17 protein-coding genes are annotated in these 16,935 nt (G+C 60.7%); 14 read left to right on the forward strand and 3 right to left on the reverse strand.

The features are described 5' to 3' along the window. The first annotated feature begins 22 nt into the window (after positions 1-22). Both rsmD and coaD read left to right on the forward strand, forming a co-directional pair. Positions 23-670 carry a 16S rRNA (guanine(966)-N(2))-methyltransferase RsmD gene (gene rsmD / locus BN3544_RS08270; protein WP_019430534.1) on the forward strand — a complete coding sequence of 216 codons (648 nt, stop codon included), beginning with the start codon at positions 23-25 and terminating at the stop codon, positions 668-670. Between the two features lie 39 nt (positions 671-709). After that, entirely contained in the window at positions 710-1,210 is a 501-nt protein-coding gene (gene coaD / locus BN3544_RS08275; RefSeq protein ID WP_019430533.1) for a pantetheine-phosphate adenylyltransferase, read from the forward strand. Positions 1,211-1,213: 3 nt separating this feature from the next. Here the strand turns inward: coaD and recJ are convergent, their stop codons facing one another. Further along, on the reverse strand, positions 1,214-2,923 hold the full coding sequence (recJ, locus tag BN3544_RS08280; RefSeq protein WP_019430532.1) for a single-stranded-DNA-specific exonuclease RecJ: 1,710 nt from the start codon (positions 2,921-2,923) through the stop codon (positions 1,214-1,216). Continuing rightward, positions 2,920-3,867 carry a hypothetical protein gene (locus tag BN3544_RS08285; protein ID WP_155820524.1) on the reverse strand — a complete coding sequence of 316 codons (948 nt, stop codon included), beginning with the start codon at positions 3,865-3,867 and terminating at the stop codon, positions 2,920-2,922. The genes recJ and BN3544_RS08285 overlap by 4 nt, the downstream gene beginning before the upstream one ends. 49 nt (positions 3,868-3,916) lie before the next feature. Here BN3544_RS08285 and BN3544_RS08290 point away from each other — a divergent pair, with 49 nt between their 5' ends. The 11 genes from BN3544_RS08290 (at position 3,917) to BN3544_RS08340 (ending at position 15,151) form a co-directional block, all read left to right on the forward strand. Beyond that, positions 3,917-5,185 carry a lipoprotein-releasing ABC transporter permease subunit gene (locus BN3544_RS08290; protein WP_019430530.1) on the forward strand — a complete coding sequence of 423 codons (1,269 nt, stop codon included), beginning with the start codon at positions 3,917-3,919 and terminating at the stop codon, positions 5,183-5,185. Next, complete coding sequence (lolD, locus tag BN3544_RS08295; protein WP_193364664.1) at positions 5,178-5,882, forward strand: lipoprotein-releasing ABC transporter ATP-binding protein LolD; 705 nt, start codon at positions 5,178-5,180, stop codon at positions 5,880-5,882. Before BN3544_RS08290 ends, lolD begins: the two co-directional genes overlap by 8 nt. 16 nt (positions 5,883-5,898) lie before the next feature. Next, a complete protein-coding gene (locus tag BN3544_RS08300) occupies positions 5,899-6,723 on the forward strand; it encodes a TatD family hydrolase (RefSeq protein WP_019430528.1) in 825 nt (274 codons plus the stop codon). 208 nt (positions 6,724-6,931) lie between these two features. Continuing rightward, a complete protein-coding gene (locus tag BN3544_RS08305) occupies positions 6,932-7,702 on the forward strand; it encodes a class I SAM-dependent methyltransferase (RefSeq protein ID WP_019430527.1) in 771 nt (256 codons plus the stop codon). 154 nt (positions 7,703-7,856) lie between these two features. Continuing rightward, positions 7,857-8,345: a tripartite tricarboxylate transporter TctB family protein gene (locus BN3544_RS08310; RefSeq protein ID WP_019430526.1), complete on the forward strand. Its 489-nt coding sequence runs from the start codon at positions 7,857-7,859 to the stop codon at positions 8,343-8,345. Positions 8,346-8,357: 12 nt separating this feature from the next. Then, on the forward strand, positions 8,358-9,869 hold the full coding sequence (locus BN3544_RS08315; RefSeq protein ID WP_019430525.1) for a tripartite tricarboxylate transporter permease: 1,512 nt from the start codon (positions 8,358-8,360) through the stop codon (positions 9,867-9,869). 164 nt (positions 9,870-10,033) lie between these two features. Next, the gene (locus BN3544_RS08320) at positions 10,034-11,014 is read left to right on the forward strand and encodes a Bug family tripartite tricarboxylate transporter substrate binding protein (RefSeq protein WP_026036752.1); all 981 of its coding nucleotides are present in this window, start codon (positions 10,034-10,036) and stop codon (positions 11,012-11,014) included. 1 nt (position 11,015) lies between these two features. Next, a complete protein-coding gene (locus tag BN3544_RS08325; protein ID WP_019430523.1) occupies positions 11,016-12,638 on the forward strand; it encodes a gamma-glutamyltransferase family protein in 1,623 nt (540 codons plus the stop codon). Next, positions 12,638-13,429, forward strand: a complete 792-nt coding sequence (locus tag BN3544_RS08330; RefSeq protein ID WP_019430522.1) for an alpha/beta fold hydrolase — start codon at positions 12,638-12,640, stop codon at positions 13,427-13,429. The genes BN3544_RS08325 and BN3544_RS08330 overlap by 1 nt, the downstream gene beginning before the upstream one ends. Before the next feature lie 3 nt (positions 13,430-13,432). Continuing rightward, complete coding sequence (locus tag BN3544_RS08335) at positions 13,433-14,332, forward strand: DMT family transporter (protein ID WP_036075259.1); 900 nt, start codon at positions 13,433-13,435, stop codon at positions 14,330-14,332. Positions 14,333-14,350: 18 nt separating this feature from the next. Then, positions 14,351-15,151, forward strand: coding sequence for an SDR family oxidoreductase (locus BN3544_RS08340; protein ID WP_019430520.1), 801 nt, complete (start codon positions 14,351-14,353; stop codon positions 15,149-15,151). A 154-nt stretch (positions 15,152-15,305) separates the two neighbouring features. Here BN3544_RS08340 and BN3544_RS08345 read toward each other — a convergent pair whose 3' ends face one another. Next, positions 15,306-16,202 carry a LysR family transcriptional regulator ArgP gene (locus BN3544_RS08345; protein ID WP_019430519.1) on the reverse strand — a complete coding sequence of 299 codons (897 nt, stop codon included), beginning with the start codon at positions 16,200-16,202 and terminating at the stop codon, positions 15,306-15,308. Positions 16,203-16,275: 73 nt separating this feature from the next. On the opposite strand from BN3544_RS08345, the gene BN3544_RS08350 reads away from it, so the two are divergent. Then, a complete protein-coding gene (locus BN3544_RS08350; RefSeq protein ID WP_019430518.1) occupies positions 16,276-16,923 on the forward strand; it encodes a LysE/ArgO family amino acid transporter in 648 nt (215 codons plus the stop codon). The last annotated feature ends 12 nt before the right edge of the window (positions 16,924-16,935 follow it).

Consider the following 16,935-nt stretch of genomic DNA (forward strand, 5'->3'; position numbering starts at 1 on the left):
ATGGCCTTTACACTTGCAGCCTATGCCCTCATCCAAATCTTCACGTCAGGCGACCAGCGGCGCAGCCCGAAAGCCCGCTGCTAAAAAGCCCCAGCACCGGGTCCCCAAAGGCCCGCCTTCGCACGAAATTCGCATCATTGGCGGGCAATGGCGACGCACTCGGCTGAAAGTCATCGACAAACCGGGTCTGCGCCCCACCCCCGACCGCGTGCGTGAAACCCTGTTCAACTGGCTGGGCCAAGACCTGAGTGGCTGGCGCTGTGTGGATGCGTTTGCGGGCACGGGTGTGTTGGGGCTGGAGGCTGCATCGCGCGGTGCGGCCCATGTGCTGATGGTCGAGCAAGACGCCGTGTTGGTGCGTGACTTGCAAGACAATGCCATGCGCCTCAAAGCCAGCATGGTCAGTGTGCAGCGCGGGGATGCTGTGACCACGTTGGCCCGTTTGCCTGCGGGCAGCGTGGATTTGGTGTTCATCGACCCTCCCTTTGACGGCCCTTTGTTTGAACCCGCCCTGAAAGCCGCAGCCAAAGCGGTGCCTGCAGGCGGTTGGATCTACCTCGAAGCGCCCGTGCAGTGGCCGGCCGAGGCCTTGGCTGCTTTGGGCTTGCAATGCGAGCGCCACCTCAAAGCGGGTGCGGTCCACGCCCACCTGTTGCAGCGCACCGCATAAATTCCCGATGTCACTTCATCTGCCCGCAAGGAGCCTGCCATGAGCCAATCCGCCCCTGTCACCGCTGTGTATTCCGGCACGTTTGACCCGCTGACCCTGGGCCACGAAGACGCGATCCGGCGTGCCGCGCAAATGTTTGACCAAGTCATCATTGCTGTGGCCCGTGCGCACCATAAAAACACCCTGTTTTCGCTGGATGAGCGCCTGGCGCTGGCGCAGGCCGCACTGGTCGATTGCCCCAACGTGAAGGCGATGCCGTTTGACGGCCTGATCGTGGAGTTTGTGCGTGCGCAAAACGCCCAGCTCATCGTGCGCGGTTTGCGCTCTGTGACCGATTACGACTACGAAACTCAAATGGCGGGCATGAACCGCCATCTGGCCCCTGAGGTGGACACCGTGTTTTTGCACACCAGTGCGGGCGTGCAACACATCAGCAGCACCTTGGTGCGCGAGATCTCCAAACTGGGTGGTGATGTGTCGGGCTTGGTCTCAGCGCCGGTGCTCAATGCTTTGCAAGCCAAGGTGGCGACCAAGCACTGAGGCTCAAAGCTCCGAGCCTTCCACCAAAAATCGCACCCGCTTTTGGCCCTGCCACTCGTCGGCGTCCAGCCGATAAGCCAGTTTCACCCGCGCTGGCAAAGGCTCGGTGCGGCCAAACCAGATGCCGTCGACCGGTTGACCCTGGTGTTTCATCTTGAGTGACAGGTGCTTTTCGCCCACCAGCCGCTGCGACACCACTTCGATCTCTTCGCAAAACACGGGCGGCGCAAAACCTTGGCCCCAGACTTCGTGGTGCAGCATCTCCACCAAGTCCACCCGGCGGTATTCGGCGGGCAAGGGGCCGTCGGTTTCCAAGCGGCGCTGCAGTGTGGCGGCGTCCAGCCATTCCAGCGCGACTTGGTTCAGCGTTTCCTCGAACAAGTCCAAGTGTTCTTCGGCAATGGTGCAACCCGCTGCCATGGCATGGCCGCCAAAGCGCAACAGCACGCCGGGGGCGCGTTTGGCCACCAGGTCGAGCGCATCGCGCAAATGGAAGCCTGCAATCGAGCGGCCCGAGCCCTTGAGTTCGTGTTCTTTGCCTGGCGCGCTGCTGGCGGCAAAGACAAAGGTGGGGCGGTGCAGCTTGTCCTTGATGCGCGAGGCCACGATGCCCACCACGCCTTCGTGAAAATCCGGATCGAACACGCAAATGGCCGGTGGCGGCTCGTCGCCTTCGTCAAACAGCGACTCGGCCATCTCCATCGCCATCTCGCGCATGTCGCCTTCGATCACGCGGCGCTCGCGGTTGATCGCGTCCAGCTGTTTGGCCAGCTCATCGGCGCGGCCTGCGTCGTCGGTCAGCAGGCACTCGATGCCCAGCGTCATGTCAGCCAGACGGCCTGCGGCGTTGATGCGCGGCCCCAAAGCGAAGCCAAAGTCAAAGGTGGTGGCCTTGGCGGTTTCGCGGCTGGCCGTGCGCATCAGCGCCGCCATGCCGGGCGGCAAAGCCCCTGCACGCACGCGGCGCAGGCCTTGCGCCACCAAGCGGCGGTTGTTGGGGTCGAGCTTGACCACGTCGGCCACGGTGCCCAAAGCCACCAGCGGCAGCAGGGCGTCTAGCCGGGGCTGGTTGCTGGCATCAAACACCCCGCGCTGGCGCAGCTCGGCCCGCAGGGCCAGCAGCACATAAAACATCACGCCCACGCCCGCGATGGATTTGCTGGTGAAACTGCAGCCGGGCTGGTTGGGGTTGACGATGACTTCGGCGCTGGGCAATTCGCTGCCCGGCAGATGGTGGTCGGTCACCAGCACCTGCAGGCCCAGCGCTTGCGCCGCTTGCACGCCAGCCACGCTGGCGATGCCGTTGTCCACTGTGATCAACACATCCGCACCTTGCGCGTGCACACGCTCGGCGATCGGCGGGGTCAGGCCGTAGCCGTCCACCACGCGGTCGGGCACCAGATAACTCACGTTTTGCGCACCCAGCATGCGCAAGCCGCGCACCGCCACGGCGCAGGCCGTGGCCCCGTCGCAGTCGTAATCGGCCACGATGCACAGGCGCTTGTTCTGGGCCATGGCGTCAGCCAGCAGTTTGGCCGCTTCGTTGGTGCCCAACATGCCGGACGGAGGCAGTAGCAAGTTCAGCGCATCGTCGAGTTCGTCTTTGGACTGCACGCCACGGGCCGCATACAGGCGGGCCAGCAGCGGGTGGATGCCCGCTTGTTCCAGCGCCCAGGCACTGCGGGGGGGCACATCTCGGGTGAGCAAATTCATGGGGTGATCAAGGCGGTCAATGCCGCCGCAGGTGAGGTTTTGTTGAAGACACGCGCGATGCGTTGGTGCCAGGCGGCAGGGGCGGGCGTGTAGGTGTGGGCGGTGTGCTCGCTGCACAGGCTGAGCGTGCCCTGACCGGTGGCTTTCAGGTGCTTCAGCAAGTCGGCCAGCGCGGTGCCGTCCAGCATTTGCCAGGCTTGTCGCCAAGCTTGCACATCGCCGTGCAAGGCGCTTGTGCGCAAGGCCGCTGTCACGGTAACGGACTGCGCCGTTGCATGGCTGCCCGCCGGCAAGCTGCCTGCGCCGTGCAGCCAAAAGGCATTGACGGTGTGTTGCCTGCGGGCCTCACGCGCGTCATTCACGGGGTGGTTGTACAGCAGCATCTGCATCTCGCTTTGCAAGCGTTGCAAAGGCCGCAAGGCGGGGTGATCGGGCATCCAGTGCTTCACGTTTTGGCCAATCACACGGTCCAGCGAGGCGGTGGGCACATCGGCCAGCAGTTGGCCCTGAGCATGCCAGCGCAAAGCGCTGTGCCAGGTGACTTGCAGACCATCCTCTTGCAAAAACGGTTGCATGGCCTGCAGAAGTTGTTGCGACTCTGTGTCAGACAGGTGCAAATGCGAAGGGTCGGCCATGACCACTTGGTCCATGCCAATTTGCCAGTGGCAGGGCGTCATCCAGGCTTGTGGGGGGGCACTGATTGCGCCTTGCTGTGATTGGTGCCAGGCGGCCCAGGGCAGGCTGTCGGCCTCGTGGGGCCAGCCCAGGGCTTGGGCTTGCAGGCGCTCGTGCGGCAGGTGCAGCGGTGTGCGTTCGGCGTCTTGCAGCACCTGCTGGCGCTGCAAAAGGGCCAGCAGCGTTTGCAAATGCGGCAAGGGCAAGCCCGCCAAAGCCTCTTGACCGTTAAAGCTGTGGCTGGCCGCGTAGGGAATGATCAAGTGCATGGGCTCAGATTGTCGCAGTAGCGCATGCCGCATTGCACAATACGGGCCTATGTCATTTTTCAAAAACATTCCCTACGAGCTGGTGCTGGGTTGGCGCTATACGCGTGCAGGCCGCGCCACCCGGCGCAATGGCTTCATTTCCTTTATCTCAGGTGTGTCCATGATGGGCATTGGCCTGGGCGTGGCGGCGCTGATCATCGTGCTGAGCGTGATGAACGGGTTTCAAAAAGAAGTGCGCGACCGCATGCTGGGCGTGGTCTCGCACATCGAGGTTTATGCCGCCGACGGCGCTGCCGTAGCCGATTTGCCTGCTTTGCTGGCCCGCCTGAAGGCCCACCCGCAGGTAGTGGGGGCGGCGCCCTTCATCACGGCGCAGGCTTTGCTGGCGCGGGGCGAGGACATGAAGGGCGTGCTGGTGCGCGGCATTGACCCAGCCCTGGAGCCTGAAGTCAGTGATTTGTCATCGGACACGCAGGCCGGGGTGTTGTCGCGTTTGCAATCGGGCGGTTTTGGTTTGGTGTTGGGGCGCGACTTGGCCAACAACCTGGGGGTGCAGTCGGGCGACCCGGTGACATTGGTTTCTCCTTCGGGCCAGATCACACCTGCGGGCGTGGTGCCGCGCATGAAACAGATGGGTGTGGTGGGCACGTTTTCTTCAGGTCACTACGAATACGACTCGGCCCTGGCGCTCATGCACGTTGATGATGCTGCCCGCATGTTCCGCCTGGAAGGCCCGAGCGGCGTGCGCCTGAAGTTGCGTGATTTGCATTTGGCGCGTGAAGTGGCGCGTGACTTGCAATTGGCTTTGGGCCCGCAGTTTTTTGTGCGCGACTGGACCCAGCAAAACAAGACCTGGTTTGCTGCCGTGCAGGTCGAAAAACGCATGATGTTCATCATCCTCACCCTCATCGTGGCGGTGGCGGCTTTCAACCTGGTCAGCACGCTGGTGATGACAGTGACCGACAAGCGCGCCGACATCGCCATCTTGCGCACGCTGGGTGCCAGCCCACGCAGCATCATGGGCATCTTTGTGGTGCAAGGTGCCACCGTGGGCGTGATCGGCACCATGAGTGGCTTGTTGTTCGGCCTGTTGGTGGCCTTCAACATTGACGTGATCGTGCCCGCGCTGGAAACGCTGTTCAATGCCAGCTTTTTGCCACGCGACATTTACCTGATCAGCCGCATGCCCAGCGAACCGCTGGCCAGCGACATTTTTCCGGTGGCGATCATTTCCTTGGTGCTGGCTTTTGTGGCCACGCTCTACCCCAGCTGGCGTGCCAGCCAGGTCAATCCGGCAGAGGCGCTGCGTTATGAATGAGATGAAAAACGAAGTGGTGCTGAAGGCCCAGGGCCTGACCAAGCGCTTCACCGAAGGGCGTTTGGACGTGACTGTGCTGCAAGGCGTCGATCTGGAGGTCCACGCTGGACAGACCTTGGCCATCGTGGGCGCTTCGGGTTCGGGCAAAAGCACCTTGCTGCATTTGCTGGGTGGGCTCGATGCCCCCACTCAGGGCACGGTGCAGCTCAAGGGGCAGTTGTTGTCGGCCTTGAGTGCCGCCGAGCAAGGCCAGTGGCGCAACCGCTACCTGGGTTTTGTCTACCAATTCCACCATTTGCTGCCCGAATTCAGCGCGCTGGACAACGTGGCCATGCCCTTGTGGATTCGCAGGCAAGACCGCGCCGAAGCCGCCGCTGTGGCCACCCAGTGGTTGCAACGTGTGGGCTTGGGCGAACGTGTCCACCACCGTCCTTCGGAGCTGTCGGGTGGCGAGCGCCAGCGCGTGGCCCTGGCCCGCGCCTTGGTGAATGACCCAGCCTGTGTGCTGGCCGACGAGCCCACCGGCAACCTGGACCGCGAAACAGCCGATGGCGTGTTTACGCTGATGCTGCAACTGGCCCGCGAGCGTGGCACCGCTTTTGTGGTGGTCACGCACGACCAGGCCTTGGCCGCGCGCTGCGACCGGCAGTTGCACCTGGTCAAGGGCGTGCTGCAAGCGCCTGTTGGCGTCCGCTAAAAAACGCTGACGCGGGATGTGGATCGACACCCATTGCCATCTGGATGCGGCCGAGTTTGACGCCGACCGTGATGCGGTTCGCCAGGCGGCCCGCCAGGCAGGCGTTGCGCGCTGTGTGATCCCGGCGGTGCACGCGAAGCACTGGGACGAAGTGGTGCAATTGGCTGAGCAGCATGGCGATGCCTATGCTTTGGGCATCCACCCTTTGTATGTGCCGCAGGCCCAAGAGGCCGATTTGCAAGCGCTTGATCGGGCTTTGCGTGAGCGCTGTGGTGACCCGCGCTTGGTGGCGGTGGGCGAGATCGGTCTGGATTTTTTTGTACCTGCGCTGTGCACAGCCGACATGCGCGCACGCCAATGGTTTTTTTATACCGCGCAACTGAAACTGGCGCAGCAGCACGGCCTGCCCGTGATCTTGCATGTGCGCCGCTCAGCCGATCTTTTGCTCAAAGGCTTGCGCCAGTGGCCGGTCACTTCGGGCATCGCGCACGCCTTCAATGGCAGCAGCCAACAAGCGCAAGCTTTTGTCGACCGGGGCTTTGCTTTGGGTTTTGGCGGCACGCTGACGTACGAAAGGTCTTTGCAGCTGCGCCGCCTGGCGTGTGATTTGCCTTTGAGCGCTATCGTGCTGGAAACCGATGCGCCCGACATGCCGCCGCAATGGCTTTACCAAACCGCAGAGCAGCGGGCGCAGGGCGCAACACAAGGGCGCAACAGTCCCGCCGAGTTGCCCCGCATCGCGCAGGTGCTGGCCGAATTGCGGGGCGCATCGCTCGCCGATGTGGCTGCAGCCACCTGTTGCAATGCGCAGCGGGTCTTGCCCAAACTGGCGGCTTTATGACGGCGTGTGTACCCGGGGTGCCCCCGGTTGCGGGCACGCCCACCCGTTTGCAAGCTCTGCCGCCCAAGGCGGGCCCTTGTACCCAGACACGGGTGCTGGCCGGTTTGGCCGAAAGAGTTGAGCTGCATCGCCTACCATCGACCCGTCCGGCGTATGCGTCGTGTCCCTTTGAACAAAAACTCACTGCCTGGCGGGCAGTGCTGACCCCATGAGCCGAAAAAAATCCTCCACTCCCAGCCTTGAGCTGCCCGAAGTCAATTTCTCCGAAGACGGCGAGATCCGTTACCTGCACCTGGGCACCGAATGGATTCAGGGCTCAATGTTCCTGGACAGGCCCTTCGACATCGAGCTGGAATATGTACAGCGCATGTTCGGCTGGTTGCTCTTTTTTCCGCACGCGGAAGTCAAGGGCGCGCATGCCATGCAGCTGGGTTTGGGCGCGGGCACCATCACCAAGTTTTGCTATAAAAAACTCAAGATGACCTGCACTGCGGTCGAGCTCAACCCCGGTGTGCTGCACGCCTGCCGGGGCTGGTTCCGCCTGCCGCCGGACGACGAACGTTTGCGTGTCGTGCTGGCCGATGCGGCCCTGGAAATTCAAAAGGACGAATGGCGTGGCACGGTCGATGCCCTGCAGGTCGATCTGTATGACGAAGAAGCGGCTGCGCCTGTGCTGGACACCCCCGACTTTTACCGTCACTGCCGTGAACTGCTGACCCAGCAAGGCTGTATGACTGTGAATCTGTTTGGCCGTTCGTCCAGTTATGGCGAAAGCGTTGAGAAGATTTGCGCGGCATTTGGCGAAGACGCGGTGTGGATCTTTAAACCCACCCGTGAAGGCAACGCCATTGTGCTGGCCCAGCGCACCGCCACTCGCCCGTCGCGCGATGCCTTGTTGTCGGCCGCCGCCGCCATGGAGACCCAATGGGGCCTGCCCGCACCGAAATGGCTCAAGGTCTTCAAACCCTTGACCAAATAAGTGCACGCCAAGCCACGCCGCAGCGTGTGCATGCATGAAGATCACCTAGGGTAAACCATGGGTTCTTTGCCCCTGGTGCATAGGTGTAAGCCACATCGCTGCAGCGGCAATGTTCACGCAGAATCTCATCAACTCAAATTAGAGGAGATATCTCGTGAACATCAAGAGTCAAAAAGACTTTTTTTCCGGACTGTTCTACACAGTCACTGGTGCAGCCTTCGCCTACGGTGCCACCAACTACACGGTTGGCAGTGGCGCCCGCATGGGGCCTGGCTACTTTCCGTTGCTGTTGGGCATTTTGCTGGCGCTGATTGGTGCCTTCGTCATGTTCAAGTCCTTGACGGTCGAGACCCAGGACGGTGACAAGATCGGTTCATGGGCCTGGAAGCCCTTGTTCTTCATCATCGCCGGCAACGTGTTGTTTGGCATCTTGCTGGGTGGCCTGCCCAGCGTGGGTCTGCCTGCCATGGGCTTGATCGCGGCGATTTTTGGCACCACCTTGGTGGTCAGCCTGGCCGGTGAGACGTTTGATCTCAAAGAAGTTCTGGTTCTGGCCACGGTCCTGTCCATCTGCAGTTACGGCGCTTTCGTGCTGTTGCTCAAACTGCAGTTCCCAGTTTGGCCCACATTCATCACCGGTTGAGGAGAAAAATTCATGGAATTGTTTGACAACCTTGCACTCGGTTTTGGGGTCGCGTTCACCTTTCAAAACCTGCTTTACGCGCTGATCGGTTGCCTGTTGGGCACCCTGATCGGTGTGCTGCCTGGCATAGGCCCAGTCGCCACCATCGCCATGTTGTTGCCAGCCACCTACGCACTGCCTCCAGTTGCGGCATTGATCATGCTGGCCGGTATTTATTACGGTGCCCAATACGGCGGCTCTACCACCGCCATCCTGGTGAACCTGCCCGGTGAAGCCTCATCGGTTGTGACCATGATCGATGGTTACCAAATGGCCCGCAAAGGCCGAGCTGGCCCTGCTTTGGCAGCGGCTGGTCTGGGTTCTTTCTTTGCCGGTTGCGTGGGTACTCTGGTTTTGGCGGCCTTTGCCGGTCCCTTGACCGAAGTGGCTTTCAAATTTGGTCCTGCCGAGTATTTCTCGCTGATGATTTTGGGCCTGATCGGTGCTGTGGTGCTGGCTTCTGGCTCTTTGGTTAAAGCGGTGGGCATGATCGTGCTGGGTTTGTTGATGGGCCTGATCGGTACCGACGTCAACTCCGGCGTGGCCCGTTTCAGCTTCGATATTCCTGAGCTGACCGACGGTGTGGGTTTCATCACCATCGCCATGGGTGTTTTTGGTTACGGCGAGATCATCTCCAACCTGTCCCAAAAAGAAGAAGACCGCGAGGTGTTCACAGCCAAAGTGACCGGTTTGATGCCCACGATGGAAGACTTCAAAAACATGGTTCCTGCTGTGTTGCGCGGTACTTTCCTGGGCGCAGCTTTGGGCATCTTGCCCGGTGGCGGTGCTTTGCTGGCCTCGTTTGCGGCTTACACCATCGAAAAGAAAACCAAGCTCAAGCCAGGCGAAGTGCCTTTCGGGCAAGGCAACATCCGCGGTGTTGCTTCGCCAGAGTCGGCCAACAACTCGGCTTCACAGACCTCTTTCATTCCTTTGCTGACTTTGGGCATCCCACCCAACGCGGTGATGGCTTTGATGGTGGGTGCCATGACCATTCACAATATTCAGCCTGGCCCTCAGGTCATGACCAGCAACCCCGAGTTGTTCTGGGGCTTGATTGCCTCGATGTGGATTGGCAACGCGATGTTGGTGATCTTGAACCTGCCTTTGATCGGCATCTGGATCAAGTTGCTGTCGGTGCCTTACCGCTGGTTGTTCCCTGCCATTGTGCTGTTCTGTGCGATCGGTGTTTACTCGACCAACAACAACACCTTCGACATTTGGCTGGTGGCTTTGTTTGGTGTGGTGGGCTACGGCTTCATCAAGTTGGGCATGGAGCCTGCACCTTTGTTGCTGGGTTTCATTCTCGGACCGATGATGGAAGAAAACCTGCGCCGCGCCATGCTGCTGTCACGTGGTGAATGGAGCGTGTTTGTCACGCGTCCTTTGTCTGCCAGCTTGTTGGCCGCTTCATTGGTTCTCTTGGTGATCGTGACCTTGCCATCGATCAAGTCCAAGCGCGAAGAGGCTTTCGTGGAAGAGTGATTTTTTCCACTTGACTCTGTACAACGGCCTCTTCGGAGGCCGTTTTCATTGGTGCTGCACGTATCGTGTGTGGTCATGTCACTTGGGTGCAGCGTGTACGCACTGGGTCTGAGAAAATCATTTTTTTTGTTGCTTGGCAAGTGCGTCTTGCAGAGGATGCTTTCATGAAAAAAAGACATTTCCTGAGTGGTTTGTGTGTCGCGGCCCTTGCCTTTGGCAGTGGCGGAATGGTGCAAGCCCAGTCACATTCCTACCCCGTCAAACCCGTGCGTTTGATCGTGCCGTTCCCGGCCGGTGGCGCCACCGATTTGTTTGCCCGAACGCTGTCTCAAAAGCTCGGCGAAAAAATGGGCACGACTCTGGTGGTCGAGAACCGCCCAGGCGCTGGCGGCACCTTGGGCTCAGACTTGGCAGCCAAGGCCAGCCCCGATGGCTACACCTTGTTGCTGTCCACCTCCAGCACGCACTCGATTGGCCCGAACCTGAACCCGCGCATGCCCTATGACGCGGTCAAAGACTTCACCCCTATCAGCCAAGTGGGCAACGCGCCCAGCATCATGCTGGTGCCCAACATCTCCCCAGCCAGGACGGTGAAGGAATGGATCGAGTACGCCCAAAAAAATCCGGGTCGCTTGAACTACGCCTCTAGCGGCAACGGCACCATCGTGCAGTTGACGGCCGAGTTGTTCAAAGCTCAGGCCAATGTGTTTGTGGTGCACATCCCCTACAAAGGCACGGCTTTGGCCATTCCCGATCTGGTCAGTGGCAAAGTGGATGTGCTGTTTGACAGCTTGCCCACCGGCTTACCGCATGTGCGCGATGGCCGTTTGCGTGCGCTGGGTGTGACATCGCTCAAAGCCACGCCGCTGGCCCCAGGTGTGCCGCCCATCGCCGATGTTTTGCCTGGCTACGAATCCACCACCTGGTTTGGCTTGTTTGGCCCCAAGGGTTTGCCGCCCGAGGTGGTTGCCCGCGTCAACACCGCTGCCAATCAAGTGCTGCAAGACCCAGAAGTCATCGACAAGTTGCAACGCTTTGGCATCGAGCCCGTGGGCGGCACGCCAGCGCAATTCACCAGCATGCTGGCCAAAGAGTCGGCCAAATGGAAAAAGACCATTACCGAACGCAAGATCACTCTGGACTGACATGCATTTTCAAAACCAATACCCCTACACCAGCACCCGCTTGCCCCTGTTTGCCCGCAACGTGGTGTCCACCTCGCACCCGTTGGCCGCGCAAGCGGGCTTGCGCATGATGCTCAAGGGCGGCAACGCGGTCGATGCCGCCATCGCCGCTGCGGCTGTCATCACCTTGACCGAGCCCGTGAGCTGCGGCCTGGGCTCGGATGCGTTTGCCATTTTGTGGGACGGCAAAGCGCTGCACGGCCTGAACTCGTCAGGCCCGGCCCCCGCCACCTGGACGCCCGATTACTTTCACCGCAAATACGGCACCGATGCACTCACGCCACCCAAACGGGGCTTTGACTCGGTCACCGTGCCCGGTGCGGTGGCCGGTTGGGTCGCTTTGAGTGAGCGCTTTGGTAAGTTGCCTTTTGCTGACCTGCTGGAGCCCGCCATCGAAGTGGCCGAGCGCGGTTATTTGATTCCCGTGGTGGTGCAGCAAAAGTGGGCAGCGGCCACGCCCGAGCTGCAGTCGCAACCCGGTTTTGCGCAGAGCTTTTTGCCTTGGGGTCGTGCGCCCGAGGTGGGTGAGCTGTTTCAGTTCAAAAACGCGGCGCGAGGCCTCAAAGCCATTGCCGCAACCAAGGGCCAGGCTTTGTACGGTGGCGAGATTGCCGAGGCCATTGAACGCTTTGCCAAAGAAAATGGCGGCAGCATCACCGCCAAAGACCTGGCCGACTTCAAGCCCGAATGGGTCAAACCCATTGCGCAAGACTACCGGGGCTACACCCTGCACGAGATTCCGCCCAACGGGCAGGGCATCGCCGCGCTGATCGCCCTCGGAATTCTGTCCCACTTTGACTTGGCCAGCCACGCTGTGGATGGTGTCGATTCGCAGCACCTGCAAATCGAAGCCATGAAGTTGGCCTTTGCCGACGTGTACCGCTACGTGGCCGATCCACGTCACATGGAAGTCACGCCCGAGCAGATGCTGGACCCGGCCTATCTGGCCAGTCGTGCCAAGCTCATCGACATGAAGAAGGCGCAAAACTTCCAGGCCGGCAACCCGGTCAAGGGCGGCACGATCTACCTGACGGCTGCCGATGAAAACGGCATGATGGTCAGCTTCATCCAGAGCAATTTCATGGGGTTTGGTTCGGGTGTGGTGGAGCCGACTTACGGCATCAGCCTGCAAAACCGGGGGCACGGTTTCAGCACCAACCCCCATGGCCCGAACATGGCCAATCTGGTCATGCCCGGTAAACGACCTTTCCAGACCATCATCCCGGCATTCCTCACCCAAGACGGCCAACCCGTCATGAGCTACGGCGTGATGGGCGGCAACATGCAGCCGCAGGGTCACATGCAAACCCTGGTGCGCATGCTCGACTACAAGCAAAACCCGCAAGCCGCTTGCGACGCACCGCGCTGGCGCTACAACACCGGCATGAACATCAACGTCGAAGCCGCGATGAATGGCCAGACCGTGCAAGGCCTGATCGCCCGTGGCCATCAGCTGGACATCATCAACGACTCGTACCAAGACTTTGGTGCAGGCCAGTTCATCTGGCGCATGGGCGATCCAGCGATAGAGGGCTACATGGCCGCCAGCGACCCACGCCGTGACGGGCAGGCTGTGGGCTTTTGATGCGCCCCTGCGCAACGCTACTGGCGCTCGTCCTTGCAGGCCCCTTGTCCGGCAGTCCGGCCTGGGCCGAGCCGGTTTCTTGCGGCGTGGTGTTGATGCATGGCAAATGGGGAATGCCCCAATCGCCCTACCTCAAGCCCGTGCTGCAAAAGCTCGAGCCCGCTTGCCAGGTCAAGTTGCTGGAGATGCCCTGGTCTCGTCTGCGTTTGTATGACAAACCCTATGCCGAAGCTGTGGCGCAAATCCGCCAGGCGGTCAGCGAGTTCAGACAAGCGGGTGTGCAATGGGTCGCCGTGGGCGGGCAAAGTTTTGGTGCCAACGCCGCGTTGGCGTACATGGCCCAAGTGGGTGATGTCGACGCGGTGCTGCCCATGGCACCGGGCCATGTGCCTGAAAACTTTTATCCGATTCCGGAAGTTCGTCGCGGCATTGATGCCGCACGTCAAGCGGTGGCATCCGGTCAAGGCGATGCTTTGGTCGAGATGACCGACATCAACCAAGGCCAGCGCCGGGAGGTCAAGGCCCCTGCGGCTGCGCTTTGGAGTTATTTTGATCCGCAGGGCTGGGCCAATATGGCACTCAGCGCCCAGAACTTTCGCAAAGCTGTACCGGTGTTCTGGGCCATTGGCACCCACGACTCGCTGTACCCTTCCATCTCTGCCGCGATCTACCAAAAATTGCCTGCGCACGCTGACAGCCAATACCTGGTGGTGCAAGCGAACCATGCCACCACACCCGAGGTCGCGTCTGAAGCGTTGTTGAACTGGGTCAAGGCCCGCACGGGCCGTTGAACCATGCCTTCTTTCAAGTCTTCCAATATGACGGCCGGTTTGCTGATGGCCATGGCCGGCTCTATCGCCTTCAGTGGCAAGGCCATCATCGTCAAGCTGGCTTACCGCCATGGCGTGGACGCGGTCACGCTGGTCATGTACCGCATGCTGTTTGCTTTGCCCCTTTTTTTGCTCATGGCCTGGTGGGCCGGGCGCGGCAAGCCCCGCATCGCCGGGCGTGACTGGCTGGGCATTTTGGGCTTGGGTTTCAGTGGTTATTACCTGGCGTCGTTTCTAGACTTTTGGGGGCTCGAATACATCAGCGCTTCGCTGGAGCGCTTGATCCTTTACCTCAACCCCACGCTGGTCTTGGTGCTGGGTTGGTTGCTTTATGGCCGCAAGATCAGTTATCGCCAAGGCGTGGGCATGCTGATCAGCTACGCCGGTGTGATGCTGGTGTTCGGACACGAAGCGGCTTTGGATGGCAAGAACGCCGTTTTGGGCGCAGCGCTGGTGCTGGGCAGCGCCATCAGTTACGCGCTTTACCTGAGCTACAGCGGCCAGATGGTGCAGCGCCTGGGTTCTTTGCGGTTGGCGGGCTGGGCCACCTCAGTGGCTTGCGTGTTTTGCATCGGCCAGTTTGTGCTGCTTCGCCCTTTGGGTGCGGCGCAGGTGGCCGAGCCCGTGCTTTGGTTGTCGTTGCTCAATGCCACAGCCTGCACGGCCGTGCCCGTGGTGCTGGTCATGATGGCCATCGAACGCATCGGCTCGGGCCTCACGGCACAGACGGGCATGATTGGCCCGATGTCCACGCTGCTCATGGGCGTGCTCATTTTGGACGAGCCCTTCAACATGTGGATTGTGGGCGGTACTGTGCTGGTACTGTCCGGCGTTTTCTGGGTGACACGCTCACCCAAAGTTTGAAATCAACAGGAGAGCAAGATGGATTTAGGCATTGCAGGCAAATGGGCTTTGGTGGGTGGCGCGAGCAAAGGCTTGGGCTGGGGTTGCGCACGGGCCTTGGCGCTGGAAGGCGTGAACGTGGTCATGGTGGCGCGAGGTGCCGAGGTGCTGAACAAGGCGGTTGAAGACTTGCGTGCCGAAACAGGCGGCCAAGTGCAATTGATTGCCGTGGCGCAAGACATCACCACCGAAGCCGGGCGCGAAGCCATCTGGAACGTGGCGGGTGGCCCTGGCAAAGACTACGACATCGTGGTGACCAATGCGGGCGGTCCACCTCCGGGCGACTTCCGTGACTGGGACCGTGAGGCCTGGCTCAAGGCCATCGACGGCAACATGCTCACGCCGATTGAGCTGATCAAAGCCACGGTCGACCGCATGGCGGCACGCGGCTTTGGCCGCATCATCAACATCACTTCCAGCGCCGTGAAAGCGCCCATTGATGTGCTGGGCTTGTCCAACGGCGCGCGCAGTGGCCTGACGGGTTTTGTGGCGGGCGCATCGCGCAGCAAGATCGCCACCCAAGGCGTGACCATCAACAACCTGCTGCCCGGCAAGTTCGACACCGACCGCATCCGCGCCACGCTGCCTGCGATGGCACAAAAACAGGGCAAGACGGTGGAAGAGATGCGTGCCATCCAGCAAGCGCAAATTCCGGCTGGGCGCTACGGCAATCCGCAAGAGTTTGGTGCGATCTGTGCCTTCTTGTGCAGCCAGCAAGCGGCGTACATGACGGGTCAAAACGTGCTGGCCGATGGCGGGGCTTACGCGGGGACGTTTTGACAGTGGCTTGGTGACTTGGCAGAAGTTTTGCAATGGCTATTGGGCCATTGCAGTGGCCCTGGTTTGTTTGTTAGCTTGAGCTCAGTGGTCTTCTTTAGGCTGGAAGCGGATATTGCAACTTGCAATTTGGTGTTCCCTGAGCTGACATTCAAATCTAGCGCCGCAAGAGCGCAGCATTGGCTGCCGAAAACACTTCGCGTGTCAACCCATCCAACAGGGATGAAGCAGCCCGGGCCTGCTGCCAGTACAAAGGCACGTCCAATGATGTGTTGGGTACCAATTCCTGCAGGGTGCCGCTCTTGAGATGCTGGCTGATTAAGGCCTCTGGATGCAGACCCCAGCCCATTCCGGCAAGCGATGCGGCGACAAAGGCTTGCGGCGAGGGTAATGTGTGGCGTGGCAACTCTACATGGCGGCGACAAAGGCGCCGCACCCAGCGAGACTGCAGTTCATCCTTGGGATTGAATACCAGGCTGGGCGCCAGGGCCAGGCTGCCTGCGCCAACTCCCCTGGCAAAGAATCGCTGCACAAAGGCAGGGCTGGCCGCCGCCAGATAGCGCATGGCGCCCAGGGGGCGGCTATTGCAACCGGTGGCCGCACGCGCAGTGCCGGTCACGGCTGCCAGCACCTTGCCGGAGCGCAACCATTCGGATGTGTAGTCTTGGTCATCCACCGCAACCTCCATCAGAACCGGCGCAGCTGCTGCGAAGGCCGTAAGCGCAGGTGCAAACCACGTGGCCAGGCTGTCGGCATTAACTGCGATGGGCAATGGCACACGGGTGTCTGCATCCTGTTCCAGGGTCGGCACTTCGCCATTGAGCTCATGCTCCAGCAATCGCACCCGGTCCACATGCTGGCAGAGTCGCCTCCCTGTCTCGGTGGCATGGCAGGGCTGTCCGCGCACTACCAAGGCACAGCCAATGCGCTCTTCCAGCAAGCGAATGCGTTGGGAGACGGCCGAAGGCGTCACGTGCAGTGCGCGCGCAGCCCTCTCGAAACTGCCCTCGCGCACCACGGCGGCCAGAGCTGAAAGCGATGCGTAGTCCAGCATGAATTTAGTTTTCCTTAATCTACTGAAGCAATGATAGTTTGTCTTCATCTGCGAAGGCTGGCAATCTCGGGGGATGTCAAACCTGCTGGACACCTTTTCCATCATCGCCCCGGCCTTTGTGCAGGGCCTGGCCTTGAGCCTGGGGCTCATCGTCGCCATTGGCGCACAAAATGCCTTTGTGCTGCGCCAGGGTTTGCGCCGCGAGCACGTGGGCAGCGTGGTACTGTTCTGCGCCTTGGCGGACGCCGTGCTGATTGCAGCCGGTGTCCTGGGAATGGCGCAGGCCCTAGGCGAGCACCAGGAATTCGCACACGCACTGGCCTTGGCTGGCGCTGTGTTTCTTGCGGTCTATGGTTGGAAGGCACTGCGCCGTGCCCGGCAATCCAACCAACTTCGTGCAGAGGAATCTGGCACGGGTTTACGCCTTGCCGGTGTCATGGCCCAGGCCGCTGCCTTTACCTTGCTCAATCCCCATGTGTACCTGGATACCGTGCTGCTGGTCGGCAGCATTGGTGCACAGCAACCTTTTGCATTGCGGCCGTGGTTTGTGGCGGGAGCGAGCTTTGCCAGCCTGCTCTGGTTTGGCATGTTGGGATTTGGTGCGCGCTGGTTGGCACCATGGTTTGCCAAGCCCAAAGCATGGCAAGTGCTTGATGGCCTGATAGGCTTGACCATGTGGGTTTTGGCACTCCTGTTGGTCAGGCATGCGCTGGCAAGTTGATAAGGAGAATTC

The sequence above is a fragment of the Limnohabitans sp. Rim47 genome (assembly GCF_001517545.1).
Taxonomy (GTDB): Bacteria; Pseudomonadota; Gammaproteobacteria; order Burkholderiales; family Burkholderiaceae_C; genus Limnohabitans_A.

Excerpts from the sequence above, each read along its gene's own strand:
- rsmD (WP_019430534.1), top strand. The coding sequence starts at position 23 with ATGCCCTCATCCAAATCTTCACGTCAGGCGACCAGCGGCGCAGCCCGA.
- coaD (WP_019430533.1), top strand. The coding sequence starts at position 710 with ATGAGCCAATCCGCCCCTGTCACCGCTGTGTATTCCGGCACGTTTGAC.
- recJ (WP_019430532.1), bottom strand. The coding sequence starts at position 2,923 with ATGAATTTGCTCACCCGAGATGTGCCCCCCCGCAGTGCCTGGGCGCTG.
- BN3544_RS08285 (WP_155820524.1), bottom strand. The coding sequence starts at position 3,867 with ATGCACTTGATCATTCCCTACGCGGCCAGCCACAGCTTTAACGGTCAA.
- BN3544_RS08290 (WP_019430530.1), top strand. The coding sequence starts at position 3,917 with ATGTCATTTTTCAAAAACATTCCCTACGAGCTGGTGCTGGGTTGGCGC.
- lolD (WP_193364664.1), top strand. The coding sequence starts at position 5,178 with ATGAATGAGATGAAAAACGAAGTGGTGCTGAAGGCCCAGGGCCTGACC.
- BN3544_RS08300 (WP_019430528.1), top strand. The coding sequence starts at position 5,899 with ATGTGGATCGACACCCATTGCCATCTGGATGCGGCCGAGTTTGACGCC.
- BN3544_RS08305 (WP_019430527.1), top strand. The coding sequence starts at position 6,932 with ATGAGCCGAAAAAAATCCTCCACTCCCAGCCTTGAGCTGCCCGAAGTC.
- BN3544_RS08315 (WP_019430525.1), top strand. The coding sequence starts at position 8,358 with ATGGAATTGTTTGACAACCTTGCACTCGGTTTTGGGGTCGCGTTCACC.
- BN3544_RS08320 (WP_026036752.1), top strand. The coding sequence starts at position 10,034 with ATGAAAAAAAGACATTTCCTGAGTGGTTTGTGTGTCGCGGCCCTTGCC.
- BN3544_RS08325 (WP_019430523.1), top strand. The coding sequence starts at position 11,016 with ATGCATTTTCAAAACCAATACCCCTACACCAGCACCCGCTTGCCCCTG.
- BN3544_RS08330 (WP_019430522.1), top strand. The coding sequence starts at position 12,638 with ATGCGCCCCTGCGCAACGCTACTGGCGCTCGTCCTTGCAGGCCCCTTG.
- BN3544_RS08335 (WP_036075259.1), top strand. The coding sequence starts at position 13,433 with ATGCCTTCTTTCAAGTCTTCCAATATGACGGCCGGTTTGCTGATGGCC.
- BN3544_RS08340 (WP_019430520.1), top strand. The coding sequence starts at position 14,351 with ATGGATTTAGGCATTGCAGGCAAATGGGCTTTGGTGGGTGGCGCGAGC.
- BN3544_RS08345 (WP_019430519.1), bottom strand. The coding sequence starts at position 16,202 with ATGCTGGACTACGCATCGCTTTCAGCTCTGGCCGCCGTGGTGCGCGAG.
- BN3544_RS08350 (WP_019430518.1), top strand. The coding sequence starts at position 16,276 with ATGTCAAACCTGCTGGACACCTTTTCCATCATCGCCCCGGCCTTTGTG.